Origin of the sequence: Oceaniglobus trochenteri (assembly GCF_020529025.1) — a bacterium.
In the GTDB taxonomy this organism is placed as follows: domain Bacteria; phylum Pseudomonadota; class Alphaproteobacteria; order Rhodobacterales; family Rhodobacteraceae; genus Oceaniglobus; species Oceaniglobus trochenteri.
The window spans coordinates 271,780-294,917 of record NZ_JACNMM010000003.1 but is presented as its reverse complement, the minus strand read 5'-3'; the positions used below and the strand labels follow the sequence as shown (position 1 = coordinate 294,917).

26 protein-coding genes are annotated in these 23,138 nt (G+C 64.2%); 8 read left to right on the top strand and 18 right to left on the bottom strand.

All coding sequences use genetic code 11. The features are described 5' to 3' along the window. Positions 1–10 precede the first annotated feature (10 nt). Positions 11–763: a bifunctional 2-polyprenyl-6-hydroxyphenol methylase/3-demethylubiquinol 3-O-methyltransferase UbiG gene (ubiG, locus tag H7828_RS05740; protein WP_226780048.1), complete on the top strand. Its 753-nt coding sequence runs from the start codon at positions 11–13 to the stop codon at positions 761–763. Positions 764–769: 6 nt separating this feature from the next. Here the strand turns inward: ubiG and grxC are convergent, their stop codons facing one another. Both grxC and H7828_RS05730 read right to left on the bottom strand, forming a co-directional pair. Next, on the bottom strand, positions 770–1,027 hold the full coding sequence (gene grxC, locus H7828_RS05735) for a glutaredoxin 3 (protein ID WP_226780047.1): 258 nt from the start codon (positions 1,025–1,027) through the stop codon (positions 770–772). A 32-nt stretch (positions 1,028–1,059) separates the two neighbouring features. After that, positions 1,060–1,785, bottom strand: coding sequence for a ComF family protein (locus H7828_RS05730; protein WP_226780046.1), 726 nt, complete (start codon positions 1,783–1,785; stop codon positions 1,060–1,062). A 20-nt stretch (positions 1,786–1,805) separates the two neighbouring features. On the opposite strand from H7828_RS05730, the gene H7828_RS05725 reads away from it, so the two are divergent. Together H7828_RS05725 and hemH are read left to right on the top strand one after the other, a co-directional pair. After that, positions 1,806–2,648 (top strand): methyltransferase domain-containing protein, encoded by an 843-nt coding sequence (locus H7828_RS05725; protein WP_226780045.1) that lies wholly within the window; start codon positions 1,806–1,808, stop codon positions 2,646–2,648. Positions 2,649–2,709: 61 nt separating this feature from the next. Then, complete coding sequence (gene hemH, locus H7828_RS05720) at positions 2,710–3,801, top strand: ferrochelatase (RefSeq protein WP_425354935.1); 1,092 nt, start codon at positions 2,710–2,712, stop codon at positions 3,799–3,801. Between the two features lie 73 nt (positions 3,802–3,874). On the opposite strand, the gene H7828_RS05715 is transcribed toward hemH, so the two are convergent. Beyond that, positions 3,875–4,057: a hypothetical protein gene (locus tag H7828_RS05715; RefSeq protein ID WP_226780044.1), complete on the bottom strand. Its 183-nt coding sequence runs from the start codon at positions 4,055–4,057 to the stop codon at positions 3,875–3,877. A gap of 150 nt (positions 4,058–4,207) precedes the next feature. Then, a complete protein-coding gene (locus H7828_RS05710) occupies positions 4,208–4,804 on the bottom strand; it encodes a L,D-transpeptidase family protein (RefSeq protein ID WP_226780043.1) in 597 nt (198 codons plus the stop codon). Between the two features lie 177 nt (positions 4,805–4,981). Between H7828_RS05710 and dalA the strand changes: the two genes are divergently transcribed. Beyond that, the gene (gene dalA, locus H7828_RS05705; protein ID WP_226780042.1) at positions 4,982–5,494 is read left to right on the top strand and encodes a divisome-associated lipoprotein DalA; all 513 of its coding nucleotides are present in this window, start codon (positions 4,982–4,984) and stop codon (positions 5,492–5,494) included. A 21-nt stretch (positions 5,495–5,515) separates the two neighbouring features. On the opposite strand, the gene H7828_RS05700 is transcribed toward dalA, so the two are convergent. The 9 genes from H7828_RS05700 to hslO form a co-directional block, all read right to left on the bottom strand. Continuing rightward, a complete protein-coding gene (locus H7828_RS05700; protein ID WP_226780041.1) occupies positions 5,516–6,025 on the bottom strand; it encodes a L,D-transpeptidase family protein in 510 nt (169 codons plus the stop codon). 81 nt (positions 6,026–6,106) lie between these two features. Then, positions 6,107–6,892 (bottom strand): ion transporter, encoded by a 786-nt coding sequence (locus H7828_RS05695; protein ID WP_226780040.1) that lies wholly within the window; start codon positions 6,890–6,892, stop codon positions 6,107–6,109. Between the two features lie 14 nt (positions 6,893–6,906). Then, on the bottom strand, positions 6,907–8,136 hold the full coding sequence (locus tag H7828_RS05690) for a class I SAM-dependent RNA methyltransferase (protein WP_226780039.1): 1,230 nt from the start codon (positions 8,134–8,136) through the stop codon (positions 6,907–6,909). 9 nt (positions 8,137–8,145) lie between these two features. Beyond that, entirely contained in the window at positions 8,146–8,670 is a 525-nt protein-coding gene (locus tag H7828_RS05685) for a P-loop NTPase family protein (RefSeq protein ID WP_226780038.1), read from the bottom strand. Continuing rightward, a complete protein-coding gene (locus tag H7828_RS05680) occupies positions 8,670–10,517 on the bottom strand; it encodes an ABC transporter ATP-binding protein (protein WP_226780037.1) in 1,848 nt (615 codons plus the stop codon). Before H7828_RS05680 ends, H7828_RS05685 begins: the two co-directional genes overlap by 1 nt. Then, positions 10,514–12,355 carry an ABC transporter ATP-binding protein gene (locus H7828_RS05675; RefSeq protein WP_226780036.1) on the bottom strand — a complete coding sequence of 614 codons (1,842 nt, stop codon included), beginning with the start codon at positions 12,353–12,355 and terminating at the stop codon, positions 10,514–10,516. The genes H7828_RS05680 and H7828_RS05675 overlap by 4 nt, the downstream gene beginning before the upstream one ends. A gap of 52 nt (positions 12,356–12,407) precedes the next feature. Beyond that, positions 12,408–13,544, bottom strand: a complete 1,137-nt coding sequence (locus H7828_RS05670; protein ID WP_226780035.1) for a CCA tRNA nucleotidyltransferase — start codon at positions 13,542–13,544, stop codon at positions 12,408–12,410. Continuing rightward, positions 13,541–14,134, bottom strand: coding sequence for a CoA pyrophosphatase (locus H7828_RS05665; protein ID WP_226780034.1), 594 nt, complete (start codon positions 14,132–14,134; stop codon positions 13,541–13,543). The genes H7828_RS05670 and H7828_RS05665 overlap by 4 nt, the downstream gene beginning before the upstream one ends. Continuing rightward, positions 14,118–15,116 (bottom strand): Hsp33 family molecular chaperone HslO, encoded by a 999-nt coding sequence (gene hslO / locus H7828_RS05660; protein WP_226780033.1) that lies wholly within the window; start codon positions 15,114–15,116, stop codon positions 14,118–14,120. Before hslO ends, H7828_RS05665 begins: the two co-directional genes overlap by 17 nt. A gap of 82 nt (positions 15,117–15,198) precedes the next feature. Here hslO and H7828_RS05655 point away from each other — a divergent pair, with 82 nt between their 5' ends. Then, positions 15,199–15,639, top strand: a complete 441-nt coding sequence (locus tag H7828_RS05655; protein ID WP_226780032.1) for an NUDIX hydrolase — start codon at positions 15,199–15,201, stop codon at positions 15,637–15,639. Between the two features lie 52 nt (positions 15,640–15,691). Here the strand turns inward: H7828_RS05655 and H7828_RS05650 are convergent, their stop codons facing one another. Both H7828_RS05650 and hemA read right to left on the bottom strand, forming a co-directional pair. Continuing rightward, entirely contained in the window at positions 15,692–16,126 is a 435-nt protein-coding gene (locus H7828_RS05650; RefSeq protein WP_226780031.1) for a c-type cytochrome, read from the bottom strand. Positions 16,127–16,200: 74 nt separating this feature from the next. Continuing rightward, entirely contained in the window at positions 16,201–17,415 is a 1,215-nt protein-coding gene (hemA, locus tag H7828_RS05645; protein ID WP_226780365.1) for a 5-aminolevulinate synthase, read from the bottom strand. Positions 17,416–17,808: 393 nt separating this feature from the next. Here hemA and idi point away from each other — a divergent pair, with 393 nt between their 5' ends. Then, the gene (gene idi / locus H7828_RS05640; protein WP_226780030.1) at positions 17,809–18,345 is read left to right on the top strand and encodes an isopentenyl-diphosphate Delta-isomerase; all 537 of its coding nucleotides are present in this window, start codon (positions 17,809–17,811) and stop codon (positions 18,343–18,345) included. A gap of 123 nt (positions 18,346–18,468) precedes the next feature. Further along, positions 18,469–19,038 carry a L,D-transpeptidase gene (locus H7828_RS05635; RefSeq protein WP_226780029.1) on the top strand — a complete coding sequence of 190 codons (570 nt, stop codon included), beginning with the start codon at positions 18,469–18,471 and terminating at the stop codon, positions 19,036–19,038. A 16-nt stretch (positions 19,039–19,054) separates the two neighbouring features. Here H7828_RS05635 and H7828_RS05630 read toward each other — a convergent pair whose 3' ends face one another. Beyond that, positions 19,055–19,921, bottom strand: a complete 867-nt coding sequence (locus H7828_RS05630; RefSeq protein WP_226780028.1) for a polyprenyl synthetase family protein — start codon at positions 19,919–19,921, stop codon at positions 19,055–19,057. Positions 19,922–20,054: 133 nt separating this feature from the next. Then, a complete protein-coding gene (locus H7828_RS05625) occupies positions 20,055–21,320 on the bottom strand; it encodes a PP2C family protein-serine/threonine phosphatase (protein ID WP_226780027.1) in 1,266 nt (421 codons plus the stop codon). Positions 21,321–21,500: 180 nt separating this feature from the next. On the opposite strand from H7828_RS05625, the gene H7828_RS05620 reads away from it, so the two are divergent. Then, positions 21,501–21,836, top strand: coding sequence for an Hpt domain-containing protein (locus H7828_RS05620; protein ID WP_226780026.1), 336 nt, complete (start codon positions 21,501–21,503; stop codon positions 21,834–21,836). Positions 21,837–21,852: 16 nt separating this feature from the next. Here H7828_RS05620 and ilvA read toward each other — a convergent pair whose 3' ends face one another. Then, complete coding sequence (ilvA, locus tag H7828_RS05615) at positions 21,853–23,100, bottom strand: threonine ammonia-lyase IlvA (RefSeq protein ID WP_226780025.1); 1,248 nt, start codon at positions 23,098–23,100, stop codon at positions 21,853–21,855. Positions 23,101–23,138 lie beyond the last annotated feature (38 nt).

Below are 23,138 nucleotides of genomic sequence, written 5' to 3'. Positions count from 1 at the left end.
TATCATATCAATGCAGCACCCCGCGCAACAAAGCACCGTTGACGCAGCGGAAGTCGCCAAGTTCGAGGCAATGGCCGCCGAATGGTGGGACCCGAACGGCAAGTTCAAGCCGCTGCACATGCTCAACCCCTGCCGCCTGGATTACATCACGGCGCAGATCGCATCCGAGTTCGACCGCGACCTGAAAGGCGCCCTGCCCTTCGCCGGCCTGCGAATCCTCGACATCGGGTGCGGTGGCGGCCTGCTTTCCGAACCCATGGCGCGGCTCGGGGCCGAGGTGGTGGGCGCCGATGCGGCGGCGGGCAATATCCCGGTGGCCCAGGTTCACGCGGCGCAATCGGGCCTGACGATCGATTATCGCCACACCACCGCCGAAGACCTGGCGCAGGCGGGCGAAAGGTTCGACGCTATATTGAACATGGAGGTGGTCGAACATGTGGCCGACCCGCTGTCGTATCTGACGGCCTGCCAAACCCTGCTGAAGCCTGGGGGGCTGATGGTGTGTTCCACCCTGAACCGAAACCCGAAAAGCTTTGCCATGGCGATTGTCGGGGCCGAATGGGTCATGCGCTGGCTGCCCAAGGGCACCCACGAGTGGAGCAAGTTCATCACGCCCGACGAATTGTTCGACCTGTTGCGCCGGGCCGGGCTGAACCCGGTCGACAAGACCGGGTTCGTGTTCAACCCGCTGGGCTGGTCATGGAGCCTGTCGGACCGGGATCTGAGCTGCAACTACGTCACCACCAGCCTGAAACCCGCCTGAACGGCGTCAGGCGGCCAGCATCGGGTCAAGCTTGCCCGCCCGCTCAAGCGCGAAAAGATCGTCGCAGCCGCCCACATGTTTGCCGCCGATGAAGATCTGCGGCACCGTGTGGCGGCCATTGGCGCGCTGCATCATCGCCTGTTTCTGCGCCGCATCCCGCGACACGTCGGTTTCGACAAATCCCACGCCCTTCTGCGTCAGCAGCCGCTTGGCCGCATGGCAGAATCCGCACAGGGGCGAGGTGTAGATTTCGACATTGGCCATCCGACCCTCCTGCATCTGGTTCGTAGGGGTATCTAGGTATCTTTGACCACGCGCGCCAGTGTCACGGTATCGACACGGGCCGCACCGGCCGCCTGGCAAGCCTCGGCGCAGGCGGCCAGGGTGGCGCCGGTGGTCATCACGTCGTCCACCAGAACCACGTCGCGCCCTTCCAGAAGCGCGCCATATTTCGGGTGCGGTCGGATTGCCGCCTGGACATTGGCAAAGCGTTCATCGGGAGTCTTGCCATCCTGTCGGTCGGTGTTGCGGCACCGGATCAGGGCCCGGGGCGAAACCTGCACCCGCGCCTCGCGCGCCAGGGCCGTGGCCAGCAGGGCGGATTGATTGAACCGGCGTTTGAGCATCCGCAGCCAATGGATGGGCACCGGCACGATCAGCGAACCCGGCGTCACGATATCGCCCGCCGCGCGGTGCATCCAGCGCGCCGCCGGGCGCACGATATCTTGCCGGTCGCCGTGTTTCAGCGCCAGCACCATGCGCCGCCCCTTGTCGCGATACACCATGGCGGTGCGCCCCCGTATCCAGGGGCGCGGCAAGGCCATGCAATCGTCGCAATGGACGGTGTGGCCGTCATCCTCACCCATCAGCGGGGCGCCGCAGATGTCGCAGGCCAGCCCCGCCACGAAGGGCGTATCGCGCCAGCAGGGCCCGCACAGCCCGCTGCCCAGTTCGACCAGTGTGTCGCACAGCACACACTGATGCGGATAAATCAGCGACAATGCGCTTTGCAAAACCCTCATCCTGCGCCTACTTCACTTCCATGTCCGTACCACCGCCCCTGACCGACCGCCCTGCCCTTGCCCTTCATCGCGCTCGCGCCCGGCTTGAGGATGCGCGGTTCCTGCATGACGAGGCATTGGACCAGGTTCAGGAAAGACTGGAAGAGGTTAACAGGGCGTTTACCGCGCCAGCCATTGTAACCGCCCATCCCGAACTCTGGGCAGGCGCCGTTCCGGGTGCCCTTTTGGTTGAACCCGACGAAACCCTGCGTCTTGCGCCCGGACAGCATGACCTGGTGATCCATGCCATGGCGCTGCAATGGGCCGACGATCCGGTGGGCCAACTGGTGCAGGCACGGCGTGCGCTAAGGCCCGACGGGCTTTTCCTGGCCGTCTTTCCCGGCGGCCAGACCCTGAGCGAACTGCGCGCCGCCCTGGCCGAGGCCGAAACCGCCCTGCGCGGCGGGCTGTCGCCCCGGGTTGCCCCGATGGGCGAATTGCGCGACCTCGGTGGCCTTCTGCAACGGTCCGGTTTCGCCCTGCCCGTGGCCGATACGGCGCCCCTGACGGTCACCTACAGATCGGCGCTGCACCTGATGCGCGATCTTCGCGCCATGGGGGAAACCAACGCCCTGGCCGCCCGCGACCGCCGCTTCGCCCCCCGCGCCCTGTTTGCGCGCGCCGCCGAGATTTATCACGCGCATTTCGCCGCCGATGCCGACAGGGTGCGCGCCACCTTCGAACTGGTGTTCCTCACCGGCTGGGCGCCCGACGAATCGCAACAGAAGCCCATGCGCCCCGGGTCTGCCAAGGCGCGCCTGGCTGATGCCCTTGGCGTGCCCGAACGCCCGGTTCCCGACCCTGCGACACCGGGGCGCGATTGACCCGGGGGTAAAACCCGTTATCTCCCCCGGAAACGTTTCTTTCACGGATCGGGATATACCTATGTCGGATGCCAAACTGACCGACGGCACACCCATGCTCACCGCGCCGGATGCCGTGTGCCCGGCCCATGCCCCCAAGGATCACCCCCGGGTTCCGCCCGGCCGTGTCGGGGTATTGCTGGCCAACCTCGGCACGCCAGACAACTATGATTACTGGTCGATGCGCCGATATCTGAACGAATTCCTGTCCGACCGCCGGGTGATCGACTATGCGCCGTGGAAATGGCAGCCGCTGCTGCAACTGGTGATCCTCAGCAAACGGCCCTTCACCTCGGGCGCGAATTACAAGTCGATCTGGAATCACGACAAGGGCGAAAGCCCCCTGGCCACCATCACCAAGGCGCAGACCGCGAAGATCACCGAGGCGATGAAGGCCCGCTATGGCGACGACGTGATGGTGGATTACTGCATGCGTTATGGCAATCCTTCCACCAAGTCCAAGGTGCGGGCCATGGTCGCGGCAGGGTGTCAGAAGATCCTGTTCTTCCCGCTTTATCCGCAATACGCCGGGGCCACCACGGCCACCGCGAACGATCAGTTCTTTCGCGCGCTGATGGCCGAGAAATGGCAACCCGCCGTGCGCACCGCCGCGGCCTATTTCGACCATCCCGCCTATATCGAGGCCCTGGCCCAATCGGTGGAGCGGGCCTATGGCGCGATGGAGGTGAAACCCGATCTTCTGGTCGCCTCCTACCACGGAATGCCCCAGCGTTACCTGACCGAGGGCGACCCCTATCATTGCCAGTGCCAGAAGACGACGCGCCTCTTGCGCGAAAGGCTGGGCTGGGACGAAAGCCGCATCAACTCGACCTTCCAGTCGCTGTTCGGCCCCGAGGAATGGCTGAAACCCTATACCGTCGATGAGGTGGCGCGCCTGGCCAAGGCGGGCACGAAAAGGATCGCGGTGATTTCACCCGCCTTTTCGGCCGATTGCATCGAAACCCTGGAAGAGATCAACGGCGAGATCCGCGAGAGTTTCGAACACGCGGGTGGCGAAAGCTTCACCTACATTCCCTGCCTAAACGATGACGATGCGCATATCGCGGCACTGTCGGCGGTCATCGAGGAGAACTTAAAGGGCTGGATCGCCTGACACCAGCCACCGGACAAAATAAAAACGGCCGGATCTCTCCGGCCGTTTTTGATTCGATAGTCGTTTCGACGAATTAGTCGGAAACGGCCACGGCCACGATCACGGCCAGCAGCAGCAGCGGAACAACGATGCCGCCCGACGAAGAAGTGGTTTCTTCGACGATGACTGCGGGTTCCATGACCACGGGGGCCAGACCGCCGGCCATTGCGCCGGTGGCAGCAACCGACAGAGCGGCGGCGAGTGCGAGTTTCTTCATTTTAAATCCTCCAGTATCGCCTGGTGCCGAGGGTTATTGAGGACGGCAGCAGGCACCCAAGACTGTACCTCGTACTATTCTTTAAGCAGTAAAGGAGGAGTGATGCAAATGTGAGTTATCGTTCTAAGGGGCTGTTTCGCCAGAGTTTCGTCAAATAAGCAACACTTGTGTACCGTGCTTGGCCATACCGAAGAGTTCGGCGATATGTTCATTGTAAAGACCGATGCATCCATTGGATGATCGACGGCCAATCTTGCGGGTATCGTGGGTTCCGTGGATGCGATAATAGGTCCAGCTGAGATACAAAGCGTGTGTTCCCAAGGGGTTATCCGGCCCGGCGGGCACGAAATCGGGCCATTCGGGGTTGCGTTCCTTCATCGACGGCGTCGGGCGCCACTCCGGCCCTTCGACCTTGCGCACCACTTCGGTACGGCCCAGTCGTGTCAGATCGTCGGTCAGAGGCACCGAAGTCGGGTACAGCTTGTAGACCGATTCGTCCTCGGTCCAGAAATGCAGGGCGCGTGACGTGATATCGACCAATATCGCCCCGTTGGTCAGATTGTTGAAATAGGGCTGCCAATCCAGCGACCGGAAGCTGGAGGCATTGCGACGATTCGTCGTCGCCGGGGGAAGGTATTCGGTGCTGTTGTCCAGTGCCAGCGCCGGCGTTGCCAGTACGCCCGTTGCGGCGGCCGCGGTGCTAAGGAACCGGCGGCGGTTGAACATATTTTCGTGACCCTGCGACATGGTTTGCCCCTGCTGTCCCAAATTCTCGGTGAATCTGCCGTTTTTTAACGCTGTTCCCGCCTTTCCGCAATTCAAACCGGCGCGATCACGCCACCCGGCCGGCACCACGGGGTTTGAACCGGCGGACGATTGCCTATAAGTCCGGGTGGCAGAATTTAAACCCAGGTGATCCCGTTGATGAATCGTCGCTTTGCCCTCATGCTTCCCTTCGCCCTTGTGGTGGCCGCCTGTACGCCGGTTGCTCCGCCCCGTCTGGGCAGCGACGGCAAGCCCCTGTCGAAGCTGTATCGCATCAATGATGCCGACACGGCCGCGATCCAGTTCCGGATGCTGGATTCGGTGAATGCCCTGCGCCAGGCCGCAGGCGCGGTTCCCCTGCAACTGAACGCCGAGCTGAACGCCGCCGCCGCCACCCATTCGCGCGACATGTCGGTGCAGAACCGCCCCTGGCACTTCGGTTCGGACGGGTCTTCGCCTATCGACCGGGTGCGCCGCGTCGGTTACACCGGCAAGCTTCTGGGCGAAAACATCAGCGAAACCTTCGAGACCGAGCTTGAGACCCTGGCCGCCTGGTCGAACGAACCCTCGACACGCAACGTGCTGACCGACCCGAAGGCCCGTCAGCTTGGCTTTGCCTGGTTCCAGGAACCCAACGGCAAGATCTGGTGGACGCTGATCACCGGCACCTGACAAGGTGCCGGCCCATCGTGGTCAGGGCATGACCACGATCTGCGTTCCCGTCGCCACCATCGAATAGATTTCCTCCATCTCGCGGTCCGACACCGAGATGCAGCCCCATGTCCAGTCAGGCTTGCGGTTCTTCTTCAGGTTATAGAACGGCCCGCGGCCATGGATGAAGATGTCGCCCCCCGGCTTCTGGCCCATGGCCTCGGCGAAGGCGCGGTCGCGTTCGTTGGGATAGGACAGGCCGATGGACAGGTGGAACCGGCTTTCGGGATTGCGGCGGTCGATGAAATAGACACCTTCGGGCGTCTTGCCGTCGCCTTCGAACTGCTTGTGGCCCACGGGCGCGAAGCCAAGGTCGAACTTGTAGCTTTTCAAACGCTTTCTGTGGTGCATCAGATGCATTGTGCGCTCGCCCTTGAACACCACGATCTGCGTCACCTCGGGGCCGTTGTAGGTGCGGAATTTCGAACTGCTGCCACAGGCCGAAAGCGCGGCCAGCCCAAGCACGAGAATGAAGAATCTGAAGATTCGCATGGTCGATCACTGCCTCTGTATTTTTTCCCAACCTATACAGAAAACGACCCCATGTCGGAACCGGTATTCACGCGGGCGCGATCACGGTTTCGCGTCCCTGTCGCGTTCCAGCATCTGCTCGATCACCACAAGGCGTGCCAGAACCTCGTCGCGGTAGGTGTCGGTGCGGGCGTTGTCCTCGGAGTGGTGGGCATCCTGCATCGAGTTCACGATCAGGCCCACCAGAAGGTTCACCACCGCGAAAGTCGTGATCAGGATGAAGGGAACGAAGAACATCCAGGCATAGGGATAAACCTCCATCACCGGGCGCACGATGCCCATGGACCAGGATTCCAGCGTCATGACCTGAAACAGCGTATAGCCCGACAACCCGATATCGCCGAACCAGTCGGGAAAGCTCTGGCCGAACAGCTTGGTCGCCATTACGGCGCCGATGTAGAACAGAAGCGACATCAACAGGAAGACCGAGGCCATGCCCGGCAACGCGGAAACAAGGCCCTCGACCACCCGCCGGAGGCTGGGCGCGACCGAGATCACCCGGAACAGCCGCAGGATGCGCAGGGCCCGCAGCACCGAAAGCGTCTGCGCCCCTGGCGCCAGCGACAGCGCGACGATGGTGAAATCGAACAGGTTCCAGCCACGCCGCCAGAACCGGCCGCCCTGCGCAATCATCTTGGCCGCAAGCTCGACCACGAAGATCACCAGGCAAAGCGAATCCAGCACCGGAATCAACGGCCCCGTGGCGCCCATCACCCTGTCCGAGGTTTCCAGCCCCAGAAGAACGGCGTTGAACAGGATCACCGCCAGAATGCCGTTCGTGACGGCCCGACGTTCCAGGAAGGCGGCCAGACGTGCGCGAAATGCCATGAAGTCCTCTTGATTCAGCTTCCGGGGATATGGCCACGGGAAAACCGCGCCGCAACCTCCACATGGGGCGACCAGCGGAATTGATCCACAACCTGCACCCAGTCCAGCCTGTAACCCGCATCGGTCAGGATTTTCGCGTCGCGGGCAAAGGTGACCGGATTGCACGACACCGCCGCGACAACGGGCACTTCGGCGCGGGCAATTTCGGCCGTCTGCGCCTCGGCACCCGCGCGGGGCGGGTCGATCACCACGGCATCGAATTTCGCCAGCTCATCGGGCAGAAGCGGACGGCGGAACAGATCGCGCGTGGCATGGGACAGCTGTTTCAGCCCCTTGGCATGGCGCCAGCCCCGATCCATCGCCGCCAACATCTCGGCCACGCTTTCCACGGCATGCACCTCGGCCTTGCGGGCCAGGGGAAGGGCAAAGGTGCCGCAGCCGGCAAAAAGGTCGGCCACGCGTTTCGCATCGCCCACGGCGCGCAGAACCGCACGGGTCAGCGCCGCCTCGCCCTCGACGGTGGCCTGAAGAAAGGCACCGGCGGGCGGGATGACGCTGGCCGGGCCGAAGACCTGAACCGGGGGGCGGATTTCGACGATCACGTCATCCTCCCAGACCAGGCGCGCCAGATCGTGCTGTCCGGCCAGCCCCGAAAGCTGAATCCGCAAGGGGCCATCCAGGGGTTTTCCACCCCGCACGGTCACATCCAGCCCCGCCGTCGAATGGGTGACGGTGATCGCCATTTCCCCCTTGCGCGATCCGCCCGCCACCACCAGCGCCTGAAAGGCGGGCATCCCGGCCAGGATGGCGGGATGCAGCAGGGTGCAGCCGTCGATTTCGCTGATCACCCCCGAGGCGCGGCCATGAAAACCGATCAGCGCGCCCTTCTTGGTGCGCCGCCCCGACAGCGTGGCACGGCGGCGCGAATTGGCGGGCGATGTGTCGGGGCCGCCCACCTCGGTCTCGATCCCCTGGGCGGACAGGGCATGGCGCACCACCCCCACCTTCCAATCGGCGACAAACCCGTCCGAGGCATGTTGCAAGGCACATCCACCGCAGGCGCGGTAGTGGCGGCAGGGCGGCGTGACCCGGTCGGGCGACGGCGCAAGGATGCGGGGTGCGTCGATGCGTCCGTTCTCGGCTTCGCCCTCGATCCGCTCTCCGGGCAGGGTGCGGGGGGCAAACACCGGCCCCGGCGCGATGCCGTCGCCATGGTGGCCCAGTCGTTCGATGATGTGTTCCATGGCGCCCCGTTATCCTGCAGACGGCGCTGCCGCAATCCCCGCCAGCCACCGCGTGATCGCGGCGCCCGAGCGAAGGTGGATATAGGTCGCATGCGCCGCACCATCGCGCAGATCGAGGTTGCGTCGGCGGGTCCTGCGACTGGAACTCACGATCCAGCGCAGGAATGCACCGTCCAACCGCTCGGGGCAGTCCCTTGGCAGGTCGGGCCGCGTCTGCCCGCCACGATAGAGCATCCGACGCCGCACCACCCGCCAGAGCCGCAACATCAGGGGAAGGTCGAGAAAGATGATGGTATCGGCCCGTGCGGCGCGATTCTCGTAGGTGCGGGACAGCCCGCCTTCGATGATCCAGGCATCGCGCGATTCCCAGGCGCCGATCAGGGGCAGCTTTTCGGCCGTGGGCCGTTCGATCCAGCCGGGTTTCCAATGGATAAGGTCCATATGGCACACCGGCAGGCCGGTCACATCGCCAAGATCACGCGCCAAGGTGCTTTTGCCCGACCCGGGGCCACCGACGATCATGACCCGGCGCATCACTCGGCCGCGTCGCGCACGTCGATGAAGCCCCCCGACTGCCGGTTCCAGTAGCGGGCATAGATGCCGTCGCGTTCCAGCAGATCGTCATGGGTGCCGGTTTCGACGATCCGGCCATCCTCGAGCACGACGATCCTGTCCATCCGCGCGATGGTCGACAGGCGGTGGGCGATGGCCAGCACCGTCTTGCCCTCCATCACGTTGTCCAGCGCCCGCTGGATGTCGGCCTCGACCTCGGAATCTAGGGCGCTGGTGGCTTCGTCCAGCACCAGGATCGGTGCGTCCTTCAGGATGGCCCGGGCCAGGGCGATGCGTTGGCGCTGCCCCCCCGAAAGCTTCACCCCCCGTTCGCCAAGGTGCGCGTCATAGCCGGTGCGCCCCTTGAAATCGACAAGATCAAGGATGAACTCATGCGCTTCGGCCCGCTTGGCGGCTTCGATCATCTCGGCGTCGCTGGCGCCGGGCCGCCCGTAAATGATGTTGTCGCGGGCCGACCGGTTGAACATCGCCGTTTCCTGCGTGACCATGCCGATGCTGCGGCGCAGGCTTTCCTGTGTCACCTCGCGCAGGTCCTGACCGTTGATCGTCACCCGCCCCTCTTCGGCATCGTAAAGCCGCAGAAGCAGCGCCACGAGGGTGGATTTGCCGGCCCCCGAGGCCCCGACGATGCCCAGCTTCTCGCCCCGTGCGATTGTCAGGTCGACATCGCGGATGCCACCCTTTTCGCGGCCATAGGCGAAGGTCACATCCTGGAAACGGATGTCGCCGTCGGCCTCCAGGTCGTGGGCGCCGGGCGCGTCGGTCAGGGTGTGGGGCGGGGTCAGGGTGTTCATCCCGTCCTCGACCTCGCCCACGTTGGCATAGATCGCCATCAGCGTGAAACTGACCCAGCCTGTCATCTGCGCAATGCGGATCGCGATGGCCCCGGCGGCGGCGATGTTGCCCGGCGTTGCCGTGCCCTGCGCCCAGAGATAGAGCGTTCCGCCCACCAGCAGAACCGGCAGGATACCGGCCAGAAGCATCAGCGAAAACCGGAAGGTCGAGGCCAGAACCCCAAAGGCGATCACCCGGTCACGGAAGGTGCGGATCGCGCCGATGGCGGCCTTGTCCTCGTGATCGGCATGGGCGAAAAGCTTCACCGTCTTGATGTTGGTGATGGTATCCACCACCTGCCCCGTCACCATCGCACGGCTGGCCGCCCGCGCCATGCTGCGGGTGCGGATGCGCGGCATGAACCAGCGGATCATGTAAAGATAGATCACCACCCAGATCGCCAGCGCCAGCGCAACCCAGCCGTTGATCGTGGTCAGCAAAAGCGCCGACCCGATCAGTGAGGCCAGTGCGAAGAAGACCACGTTGATCACCTCGGTCGCCACGTCGGTGATGGCGCGGCTGGTCTGCATCTGTTTCTGCGCGATGCGTCCGGCGAAATCGTCGTCGAAGAATGTCACCGCCTGGCCCAGGGTCCAGCGGTGCAGCCGGGTCAGGACAAGGGGGTTCACGTTCGGGCCGACGATGATGGCATTGCTGGCCGCCGAAAGCCCGAACAGCACCGGGCGCACCACGACGAAGAAGACCGCGACGCCCACCAGCATCCACAGCTTGTCCTGGAAAAAGGTGGCGGCGCCGGTATCCAGCGCAGCGTCGATCACCGCGCCCAGAAGGATCGCCGTGATCACCTCGGCCGTGCCGGCCAGCGCCGAAAGGAGGCCGGCAATCCACAGCCACTTCCACGACCCTTCAAGGTTCCAGCGAAAGAAGGCCCCCAGGGTGCGGGGCGGTGCGCCGTCGGCGGGGCGGAAGGCGTCGATCAATCCGGCAAGGCGGTGGGATGTGGCTGTGGTCATTCGGCGGCCTCCGTATCGATGAACCCGCCCGACTGACGCGCCCAGAACCGGGCATAAAGCCCGCCCTTCGCCAGCAAGGTATCGTGATCGCCCTCTTCGGCAATGCGGCCATCGTCGATCACGACGATCCGGTCCATTGCCGCGATGGTGGACAGACGGTGGGCAATGGCGATCACCGTCTTGCCCTCCATCATGCCGTAAAGCGTGTCCTGGATCGCGGCCTCGACCTCGGAATCCAGTGCGCTGGTGGCTTCGTCCAGCACCAGGATCGGCGCATCCTTCAGGATCACCCGCGCCAGTGCCACGCGCTGACGCTGACCGCCCGACAGTTTCACGCCGCGTTCGCCCACCTGCGCGTCATAGCCCTGCCGCCCCTCCGGGTCTTGCAGGTCGATGATGAAATCATGGGCCTCGGCCCGGCGGGTGGCGGCCAGCATCTGGTCTTCGGTCGCGTCGCGGTTGCCGTAAAGCACGTTCTCGCGCACCGAGCGGTGCAGAAGCGAACTGTCCTGCTGCACCATTCCGATGGCCGCGCGCAGGCTGTCCTGCTGCACGCTGGTCACGTCCTGCCCGTCGATCAGGATCTGCCCGCCATCCGGGTCGTAGAACCGCAGAAGCAGCTTCACCAGCGTGGATTTCCCCGCCCCCGAGCGCCCGACGATGCCGATCTTTTCGCCCGGTTGAACGATAAGCGAGATGTTCTCAAGCCCGCCGGCATCGCGCCCGTAGTGATGGGTCAGGTTTCGCAGCTCGATCCGGCCCTCGGTCAGGCGCAGGGGCCTTGCCCCGGCGCTGTCGGTCAGGGTGATCGGCTGGGCGATGGTCTGAAGCCCCTCGGCCATGATGCCGAGATTGCGGAACAGCGAGGTCAGCGCCCACATGATCCAACCGGTCATCGCGTTCAACCGCAGCGCCAGCGCCGTCGCCGCCGCCACCACGCCGACCGTCGCCGTGCCACCCACCCAAAGATACATCGCCCACCCCACCACGGCGACGATCAGCAGACCGTTCAGCGTGACAAGGGCCACGTCCATCGTGGTGAAGATGCGCATTTCCGCCGCAAAGGTGGCGCGGGCCTTTTCGATGGCGCTGCGGGCATAGCCGATCTCGGTATCGTCCTGCGCGAACAGCTTGACGGAATGGATGTTGGTATAGCTGTCCACCACGCGGCCCGTCACCGCGCTGCGGGCATCCGAAGCGGCCTGCGACGCCGGTCCGACCCGCGCGATGGTCCATTTCATCAACCAACCGTACAGCACCAGCCACAGCAGCAGCGGAATCACCAGCCGCGGATCTGACCCCGACAGCAGGATCGCCGCGCCGACGATATAGGCCAGCGCAAAGGTGATGGCATCAAAAGCCTGAAACACCACCTCGCCCGCGGCGGGGGGCGTCTGCATGATGCGGTTGGCAATGCGCCCGGCAAAATCGTTCTCGAACCAGCCGACAGATTGGCGCAGAACGTGGCGATGGGCCCGCCAACGATAAAGCGTGCCATAGTTGGGCAGGATCGCGTTGTTCAGAAGGCCCACGTTGAAGGCCTGGAGGATGGGGCGGATCAGCAGGATGAACAGCGCCACGGCAATGAACTCATACCCATAGGCCGCCCAGACCGCCGAGGGCGTATCGGTCGACAGCACATCGACGACGCGGCCCATGTACCAGATCAGCCCGATCTCGACGATGGCCACGACAACCGAGCTGACGGCGGCCAGCGCGAAAACCCGCCGAAACGGGATGGAATAGGCACGAATGAACGGCCAAAGCCGGGTCGGGGGGGCGTCCTGCTCCTCGTACGAGGTGTAAGGATCGACCATATTTTCAAAAAAGCGGAACATGGGATATTGCCTTCCTCGGGGGGATATATTCCGCCACCGGGGCAAAGGCAATTCAGGCCAGCAAGTCCTCGCGCGTGAGGGTGAAGCCCGACCCGATCCAGCGCGTTTCAAGCTCTTTCAGGCGCCGGCCCAATGCGGCACCGGTCAGCTCCGGCATCAGATCACGGGCCGAGACGGGAAAGCGTGCCGCGGCGCCTGTTTCGATCTCGTGTTCGATGCCTTCGGGCAGGGGCACTTCGAACTGTGCCGCCCGCAGAAGCGCGATGTTCAGGGCCGGTGTGGCACCGTGGCGATAGGCCAGTGCGGCGGGACGCCCCGTCCCGCCCATGCCGTCGCGCAGCAGCACCAGCATTTCGGCCTCTTTGCGCGACAAGCGCAGGCGCGCGGTGTCGCCACCAAGTGCGGCAAGGCGGCGCAGCGGATCGGGCGGCAGGCATTCAAGGTGCACCAGCACCGGCAACAGGCGGGGGTCGGCACCGGGCAGCACCGCGTTCAGGATGCCCGCCTGCGCCATGGCGGCAATAGCCGGGGCCGGATCGAGCGCCGAGAGCAGTTTCAACAGCTCGGCCGTGATCCTCTCGCGTGACAGCTGCGCCAGGCCATCCACCCCAGCGGCGCAGGCGGCAAGCCCCTCGGCATCCAGACCGGCGGCCGGATCGCCATACCAGGCATGGAACCGGAAGAACCGCAGGATGCGCAGGTGATCCTCGGCAATCCGGGCGCTGGCATCGTCGATGAAGCGCACCCGCCGCGCCCGCAGGTCCGCCAGCCCGCCCAGCGGATCGAAGACCGACCCCGACGCATCGGCGTAAAGCGCGTTCATGGTGAAATCGCGCCGGCGGGCATCCTCGGCCATGTCGCCGGAAAAGCGCACGACGGCGTGCCGGCCGTCGGTTTCAACATCGGCGCGAAAGGTCGTCACCTCGTGGGGCAAACCATCGGCGATGATGGTGACGGTGCCGTGGTCGATCCCGGTGGGCACGACGCGCAGACCGGCGCTTTCGGCGACGTCGCCAACCCGGTCGGGGCGGGCATCGGTGGCGATATCGATATCACCCACCGCCAGGCCCATCAGGTCGTTGCGCACGCAGCCCCCCACTAGGTAGGCGCCATGGCCCGCATCCCCCAGCAGGCCCAGCACCTTCTGCGTGCCGGGATGACGCAGCCAGTGGCCCGAAAGCCCGGTCATGTCATCCGCGCGGCCAGCGACCGCAGGATCCGCGCCGTGGCGCCCCAGATGTAATAGGGGCCGAAAGGCACGGTATAGTAATGCCGCTGCACCCCGCGCCAGTGACGCGATTGCACGGTGAACTGCGCCGGGTCGGTGACATGGGACAGGGGCACGCGAAACACCTCGGCCACCTCGCCGGGCTCGGCGCGGGCGGTGAATTCTTCCCGCACCATGGCCAGAACCGGTGTCACGGTAAAGCCGGTCACGGTCTCATGGGGCGGCAGGATCCCCAGCGGTTCGACATTGGCACGGTCCAGCCCGATCTCCTCCTGCGCCTCGCGCAGGGCGGCGGCCGTGGCGTCGGCATCGGTATCGTCGATCTTGCCGCCGGGAAAGGCGATCTGCCCGGGATGATGTTTCAGCGCCGAGGACCGCTTGGTCAGAATAACCTGCGGCCCGGCGGGCGTGTCGATCACCGGCACCATCACCCCCGCCCCCCGCAAACGGCGGCCGGGCGGCAGGACGGTGCCGGGGTTCAGGTCGAAATCGGACGACGCGGCGCCGGAACGCTCCAGCGCTGCCAGAAGCCGGTCACGCGTTGCCGTCATCCGACACCTCGGCCTCGAACCCCAGGGTCTTGGGGTCGAACTCGTAATGGGCGCCGCAGAACTGGCAATCGGCGGTGACGATCCCTTCCTCGGTCGTCATCGTGGCGATGTCGCGGGCCGAATAGATCGAAAGGCTTTGGCGCACCTTGTCCGATGAGCAGCCACAACCAAAGGTCACGGGCTGCGGATCGAAGACGCGGGGTTGTTCCTCGTGGAACAATCGCACCAGAAGGTCGGTCGGCTGCACCGAGGGGCCGATCAATTCGATATCCTCGACGGTATCCAGCAGGGTATTGGCCCGCAGCCAGTTTTCGCCCTCGTCGCCGTCAAGGATATCCTCGGCGTTCAGCAGGCCTTCGTCGCCCGTGGCATCCCCGGCAACCGAGGGCGACGCCTTGGGCATATGTTGCAGCATCACGCCGCCCGCGCGCCAGCTTTCGTTTTCGCCCGGCACCTGGCTGCGCCCGAAGGTCAGCGCAAAGCGGGTGGGCAACTGCTCGGACTGGGCGAAATAGGTCTGTGCACAGGCCGCCAGCGACCCGCCGGCAATCGGCGTGATCCCCTGGTAGGGCATGTTGCCCTGCCCCTGATCCAGCAGAAGGGCGAAATAGCCGTTGCCGATCATGTCATAGGCGGGCTTGCCCGACTCCAGCCTGTCTTCGTCGAAACTGGCCCAGGCCCGGATGCGGGCCGGGCTGCCATCGGCGCCGGGGGCATAGTAATCGGTCGCGATCAGGCGTGCAGGCCCGTCGCCGCGCACCTGCAACGACAGTTTCCAGCGCAGCTTGATGGTCTGGCCGATCAGTGCGTTCAGCAGCGCCATCTCGGCCACCAGCGCCTCGATCTGGGGGGGATAATCGTGCTGCTCCAACACGTTGTCCAACACGCCGTCAAGGCGTGCCACCCGTCCGCGAATATCGGACCGGTCAAGCTGAAAGGGCAGGACAGTGTCGTCCCAGGCGATTTTCGATCCAAGCGTCATGGGGTTTCCTTACGCGTCTCGCGTTGGCATATCGCGTCTATATAGTCAAAAACACGCGATGACCAACAGGTGAGGGGCAGGCATGATCAGACGGTATGGCAAAGCGCCGGCAATGGGGCGCCGCTTCGTCCATCGCCCCGGCGTCTATGGCATCCTGCAACAGGGCAGCGCGCTGTTGCTGACCCTGCAATCCGACCCGACACCCGAATTCCAACTGCCCGGCGGCGGCATCGACCCCGGCGAATCGCCCATCGCGGCGCTGCATCGCGAGGTTTTCGAGGAAACGGGATGGCGCATCGCCGCGCCCCGGCGCCTGGGCGCGTTCCGGCGGTTCACCTTCATGCCCGAATACGACATCTGGGCCGAGAAGGTCTGCCACATCTACCTGGCCCGTCCCGTCCGCCCCCATGGCGCCCCCACCGAACCGGGGCACGCGGCGGTCTGGCTGGACGGCCCGCTGGCGGTCGAGGCCCTGGCCAACCCCGGCGACGCGGCTTTCGTCGCCCGGGTGATCGGGCGATGAAAAAGGGCTGCCGGTTCGCACCGACAGCCCCGAAATCGTCACCTAAAAAGACCTACTCGGCCAGGGATGCCAGGTAGGCATAGATGTTCACGGCGTCTTCTTCCTTGCGGACCTTGAACGCCATCTTGCCCCGTGCCTTGCTGTCATCCAGAAACTCGCGCAGATATGCGGTGGGGTCCATCACGTAGGCGACGAAGTGTTCCTCGGTCCACTCCAGCCCCTTTTCGCCCGCTTCCTTCATGGATTTGCCGAAACGATACCCCTCGGCCATGCCCGCCTGACGGCCTGCGACACCGTAAAGGTTAGGCCCGGTCTTGGCGTTGCGCCCGGCCAGGGTTTCGCCATCGTCGTTTTGCACCACATGGCAACTGATGCATTGCCTGAAGGCGTCCTCGCCCGCGGCGGCATCGCCCGAAACGTGGCTTTCGGCCAGTACAGGCGTCGCCAGAAGGCCTGCTGCCACGCAGCCAATCCAAAATCCGTTCATCGCAATCTCCTGTTCAGGGTTTCTGTCTACTGCAAAACCGCCTGTCCGAGGGTAAACAAATATTGAACCTTGCCTCACGCCACCTGGCGCGACAGGGCACATTGCTTCCAGAGGGAATTCAGAGCGGCGCAGAGGTGTTCGATATCGGCATCGGTGTGCTGGGGGCCGGGCGTGAAACGCAGGCGTTCGGTGCCCTTGGGAACGGTCGGATAGTTGATCGGCTGCACGTAGATCCCGAAATCACGCATCAGGATGTCGCTGATCATCCGGCATTTCACCGGATCGCCGATCATCACCGGAATGATGTGGCTGGGGTTGTCCAGGTGCGGAATGCCCAGCTGATCCAGCCGCTTGCGCAGCTTGGCCACCTGTTCGCGCTGGCGCTTGCGTTCGACATCCGAGGTCTTCAGGTGCCGGATCGAGGTCTGCGCCGCCGCCGCCACCGCCGGAGGCAGGGCCGTGGTGAAGATGAAGCCCGACGAAAAGCTGCGGATGAAATCGCACAGGGCCGCGCTGCCGGTGATGTAGCCACCGAAACAGCCAAAGGCCTTGCCCAGCGTGCCTTCGATCAGGGTGATCCGATGCGCCAGGCCCAGCTGTTCGGAAACACCGCCACCGCGGGGCCCGTACATGCCCACGGCGTGCACCTCGTCGATATAGCTCATCGCGCCATGCGCCTCGCAAACGTCAAGGATCTCGGCAATGGGCGCGATGTCACCGTCCATGGAATAGACCGATTCGAAGGCGACGATCTTGGGCCGGTCGGCGGGAATGGCCGCCAGCTTGCGGTTCAGATCCTCGGGGTCGTTGTGCTTCCAGATCACCTTGTCGGCGCGGGAATGGCGGATGCCTTCGATCATGCTGGCGTGGTTCAGGGCGTCCGACAGGATCACCGCGCCGGGAATGCGGCTGCCCAGGGTGCCCAGCGCGGCCCAGTTCGACACATAACCGCTGGTGAACAGAAGCGCCGCTTCCTTGCCGTGCAGATCGGCCAGCTCGGCCTCAAGCGCGACGTGATGCGTCGCCGTGCCGCTGATGTTGCGGGTTCCGCCTGCGCCGGTGCCGCAACTGCGCGCGGCATTCACCATCGATTCAACCACTTCGGGGTGCTGGCCCATGCCCAGGTAATCGTTGGAACACCAGACGGTCACTTCCCGCGCGCCATCGGGCCCGCGGTTGACGGCATGGGGATGACGCCCGCAGGCACGTTCCATCTCCGCAAAGACGCGGTAGTTTCCCTCGGCTCTCAGATCGTCCAACTGACCCTTGAACAGCGTGTCGAAATCCATGGGTAACCTCGCGTCTCGGTTCGTTTTCATCCGCCCGCCCCCTGCCACAGACCGAAATCGCCCGGGGAAACGGCGCCGGACACACATGCGTCAAAAGTGCAATCGCGGTCAATGCGGCGAAACGTACACCCCCGTCACCAACCGCCCCGCCATCAGGGCCTGAGACAATCATGGTGGAAACACGACGGAAAACAAGGCTTTCTGCCCCCGGGCGGCAAAAGGAACCTATCGCTTTTGCGTGACAATCGCGGTTTCGGCGCCACCGGCGCAGCCCCATGGCCACGCCCGACCCGGCGGAACACTTGACCTTTCACTGACCTTTGGTCACGACACCGCGCGACAACCCAACGCCACCTCTTTGCGATCCGGCCCGCCCGGTCAGGGAAAGATGCCATGCCCACGATGATTCCAGCCTGGATTGACGGCACCCTGACCCCGGTCGAAAAGCTTGAGGTGCATCTGCGGGGCCTGCGCCACATGGCCGTTTCAGTGTTCGTCCTGGATGGCGAGGGGCGGCTTCTGCTGCAACGTCGGGCGGCGGGAAAATACCACACGCCGGGTCTTTGGGCCAATACCTGCTGCACCCATCCCGCCTGGAACGAAGCCCCGGCCGACTGCGCCAGCCGCCGGTTGCAGGAGGAGTTGGGCATCTCGGGCCTGTCGCTGCACCATCGTGACCGGATCGAATATCGTGCCGATGTCGGCGGTGGCATGACGGAACACGAGGTCGTGGACCTTTTCGTCGCGACGGCCCCGCACGACCTGCCGCTGACCCCCAATCCCGACGAGGTGTCACAGGTGCGCTGGATCGACCTTGCCGACCTGACAAGCGAACTGGCAACCGCACCCGAAGGCTTCACCCCCTGGCTGAGGATCTACATGGCCGATCACCGCGCCACGATCTTCTCACCCCGGCCAAAAGCGCGTTAACGCAGTTGTGAACGTGGCGCTTTCGCCGCATGTGGCACAAATCCGCCCTGTGGCGCGTTTACATCGTGTCGTGCAGATGCAACCTCGCTTCTTGATAGTTCTTGACTGCTGCCGGAGTCCAACATGCTGACACGTCGCCATTTCATCCAGACCGCTGGTTCGGCGCTCGGCCTCGCGCCCCTTGCCGCCCAGGCCCATGTCGGCCCGCCCCACACCACCCCCGAAAGCTTTGACCCCGTGGTCAAGCGCATCCGCGATGATGTGGCGGTCAACAGCATCCACGTCTTCCCAAGCTATTTCGTTCTGTACCATGTGACGGCACCGGGCGTGGCCACGGAATATCACGTCGCCGTCGGCGATGCCGGGCGCAATTTCCGCGGAACGGCCCGTGTCGGGCGCAAGGCCGAATGGCCCAGCTGGACGCCCACCAAGAACATGATCCGCCGCGAACCCGAAACCTATGCAAAGTTTGCCGGTGGCGTTCCGGGCGGCCCCGACAACCCGCTGGGTGCGCGCGCGCTGTACCTGTACCGTGGCAACCGAGACACGATGTACCGCATTCACGGCACGCCGCAGCCCTGGACCATCGGCACCGCCGTATCCTCGGGCTGCATCCGGTTGAAGAACGAACACGTCATCCAGCTTTACAATCAGGTCGAGGTGGGCGCGCAGGTCAAGGTCTGGCCAAGCTGAGGCCGACGCCTGCCGCTCAGCTTCCCCGTCGCGCCGGTACGCTGGGCGCAAGGCGTTCGGCATAGCGGCGCACCATGTCGGCCAGCATCGCCTCACCCGCGCAAGAGGGGATGCTGGCAATCGCACCACCCAGCACATCGCGAAACCGCCCCATGGCGCCATCGACACCCAGTTGCGCAACCGCGTTCGGGCGGCCGTGCAGGTGATCCTGGCCCGCCGGTTTGCCCAGCGCCCCGCCATCCGTCAGGGCATCGCGAAGATCATCGGCGATCTGGAAGGCTTCGCCGATCCTCGCGCCCAGTTCCTCCCATGGCTCGGGGTCCTGGCCTGCCGAAACGGCGCCCATCTGGGTTGCCGCGGTGAACAGCGCCCCGGTCTTGGCGCGGTGATAGGCGGCCAGGTCGATGCTGTCTTCGCTTTCCCAGCCCTGGCCGGCGCAGATACCGCCCGGCATTCCCACGTGGCGGCCCAGGATACGCAGCAACCGCAGGGCGCGTTCGGGCGCGCAGCCGGTTTCGGCCAGCCCCTCGAAGGCCATGACGATCAGGCTGTCACCGGCCAGCACGGCAAGCGGCTGTGAAAAGGCGCGATGCACCGACGGTTTGCCCCGGCGCATGTCGGCATTGTCGAAACAGGGCAGATCGTCATGCACCAGGCTGGCGCAATGGACCAGTTCCAGCGCCACCGCCGCAGCATCGCCCAGCGCCGGCTGATCCTCGGTGCAGGCGCTGGCCACGCTGAGGCAGATTGTCGGACGGATGCGCGCGCCCCCGGGAAGGACCGCATATTCAAGGGCGGCGGCCAGACGCGGTGGCGCAAGGGCCGACTGTCGCTTGCGAATGGCCGCCGCAAGTGCGGTTTCGATGCGGCAGGCAAGCGACATTGGAAAACTCCTGCGGGAACGGCGAAGAACCGGGGCCGGTGATCGGCCCGGCATGCTTCATGACAGGTGGTTTCGGGAATGTCGTCAAGGATTGTCGCAAGATCGCGGCGACGGCGGCTTTGCGCCGGTGGGTTTACGAAGGCGGGTGCCCTGCCCCGTCATCGCCCAGAAACTCCAGCAATACGCCAGAGACATCGTCGTCCATATCCTCCTTGGTGGCGAAGGATGCCAGATCCCACAGCAGCGCCTGAAAGAAGGATTCGCCCCCGATATGGGCGCTGGCCTGCATGATGTCGATAAGACCGTCGTCGCCCAGAAGGTTGCCCGCCTCGTCGGCGCATTCGGTTATCCCGTCCGAGGCCAGCAAAAGGCGGTCACCTTTCGACAGTTTCACCCGGCACCGGCCGAACTCCGGGTCGGCCAGCAGGCCGATGGGCATCCCGCCCTCGCCCAGGACCGAGATCGCGCCATCGCGGCGCTGCACGATGGGGTGGGGATGCCCGGCCTGGATGAACTCAACCTCACCCGTCGTCAGATCGACATAGGCCAGCAGCATCGTGAAGTAATGTTCGGTGTCCACATCGTCCAGCATCATGCGGTTCAGCCGATCGGCCACCTCACCCAGGTCACGCGCCGCATAGGTGCCCGGCCCGGTGTTGATCAGGGCCATGTTCTGATCCGGCGAACTGCCCGAAAGATACCCGGCCAGACGCGCCGTCAGCAGGGCCGAGGCGATTCCATGCCCCGACACGTCAAGCGAGAACAGCCCGACGCGGCTGTCGTCGATCCGGAAATGCCCCACCAGATCGCCCCCAACATGCCCGCACGACCGCAGGACAAGCGACGCCCGCGCCGTGCCGAAATCGACCGAGCGTTCCCGCAGCAGCGAGTGCTGCAACTTGCGCGCCTCGTTCAGATCCCTGTCGACCGCGGCATAAAGCGCCTTGATCTCGGCATAGGCGGCCGAGATCATGCGGTTCTTTTCCGACAATTCCCGTTCGTTCGACATGATTCGCGCCGCCGCCGCGATGCGGGCGCGCAGTTCTTCGGCGCTCACCGGTTTGGTGATGAAATCATCGGCCCCGCTTTGCAGGCCCTTGGCGACCTCGTTCTTTTCGGATTTCGAGGTGAGAAGGATGAAATAGACATACCTGTCACGCACCAGGCGCCTGAATTCGCAGCAGAATTCAAGCCCCGTCATGCCCGGCATCATCCAGTCGCTGATGATCAGGTCCATATCAAGGCTGCGGCAAAGTTCGATGGCCTGTTCGCCGGATTCGGCCTGATGAACCTCGAACCCCCATTTTTCAAGCGATGTCGTCAGGATCTTGCGTTGCAGGCGGCTGTCATCGACGACCAGCACCCGTTCGATGGCATCGCCAACAGCCTGCCCCTGCACGGAAGCGCCTGTTCTTGCAGAATCATCGTCGAAAATTGAGTTGTCGAAGTCCATACGATCTTTTGCCGCCACCGCATTAAGAATCGGTGAAATCCCGCAGATGAACCGCAGGTGCGGCGATCACCGAACATTAACCTTTCCGCGCAAGACTGGCGGGATGAAGCAACAGGAAATGATCCGATGATCGCCTGGAAACGTGTGACGCAACTGCGCGATGAAATCGGCGATCCCGATTTCAGCGAAATCGTCAGCCTGTTCCTTGAAGAGGTGGACGAGGTGATCGAAGGTCTGGATGCGCAGGATTCGCAGGACAGCCTTGGCGCCGCGTTCCATTTCCTGAAGGGCAGCGCGATGAACCTGGGGTTCCAGGGCTTTGCCGGGATGTGCCAGGAAGGCGAAAACGCCGCGCGCGAAGGCCGCGCCACGGCCGAAATCGTCGCGCGGACGAAATCGGGCTATGCCTTCTCTCGCGCCACCTTTCTGGCCGAACTTGACGCAAGGCTGGCGCCCGAATGATCCGCGCGCCCGGCGATCAGATCAGGAATTCCGCCAGTGTCGTGTCGTTGGTGATGTCGCGATAGATGAAGTCGGCGGCCTCCAGACGCGCCGTCAGCTTGGCGAAATTGGCGGACCTCTTGGTTTCGATCCCTATCAGGACCGAACCGTAGTTGCGCGCCGATTTCTTCAGATACTCGAAGCGTGCGATATCATCCTCGGGGCCAAGCAGTTCGAGAAAATCGCGCAGCGCGCCGGGCCGTTGCGGCATCCGCAGGATGAAATATTTCTTCACCCCCGAATAGCGCTGCGCACGTTCCTTCACCTCGGGCAGGCGTTCGAAATCGAAATTGCCGCCCGAGGTGACACAGACCACCCGCTTGCCCCGGATGCTTTCGGCAAGATCGCCCAGCACGTTGATCGACAGCGCACCGGCGGGTTCGAGGACGATTCCCTCGACGTTCAGCATTTCAAGGATCGTCATGCAGATCCGATCTTCCGGGGCTTGCAGCACATCTTCCGGCGGAGCGTTCTTCAGAACCGCGAATGTCTTCTGCCCGATCCGCGCCACCGCGGCGCCATCGACAAAACTGTCGACGCCGGGAATCGACACAGGCTCACCAGCGGCGAGGGCCGCAGTCAGGCTGGCCCCGCCTTCGGGTTCGACATAGATCAGGCGGGTGTCGGGCGACATGACATCGAGATAGCTTTTCACGCCGGCCGAAAGCCCCCCACCCCCCACCGGCAGGATCACAATGTCGGGCGGTGCGGGCAGTTCGGCCAGCATCTCGACCGCGACGCTGGACTGGCCCTCGATCACATGGGCATCGTCGAAGGGCGACAGGAAATGCCCCCCGGCCTGAACGCAGTATTCCTGGGCGGCGGCCAGCGTGTCGTCGAAGTAATCGCCGATAAGGCGGATTTCCACATTATCGCCCCCGAAGGTGCGGGTCTTGTCGATCTTTTGCTGGGGTGTCGTCACCGGCATGAAGATCACGCCGCGCACATCGAAATGACGACAGACAAAGGCAACGCCCTGGGCATGGTTGCCCGCACTGGCACAGACGAACAGCCCCTGTTCGGGATTGTCGGCCCGCACCTTGCGCATGGCGTTGAAGGCACCCCTTATCTTGTAGGAACGGACCGGCGACAAATCCTCGCGCTTCAGCCAGATGTCGGCATCGAACCGTTCGGACAGGAAATCGTTGCGTTGCAGCGGCGTGGCCGCGAACAGCGCGCGCATCCGGGCGGTGGTGGCAAGGGCGGTATCGGCGAAATCATCCATACCCCCTAAGTGGCGCAGAACCTCGCCCGGAACAAGAA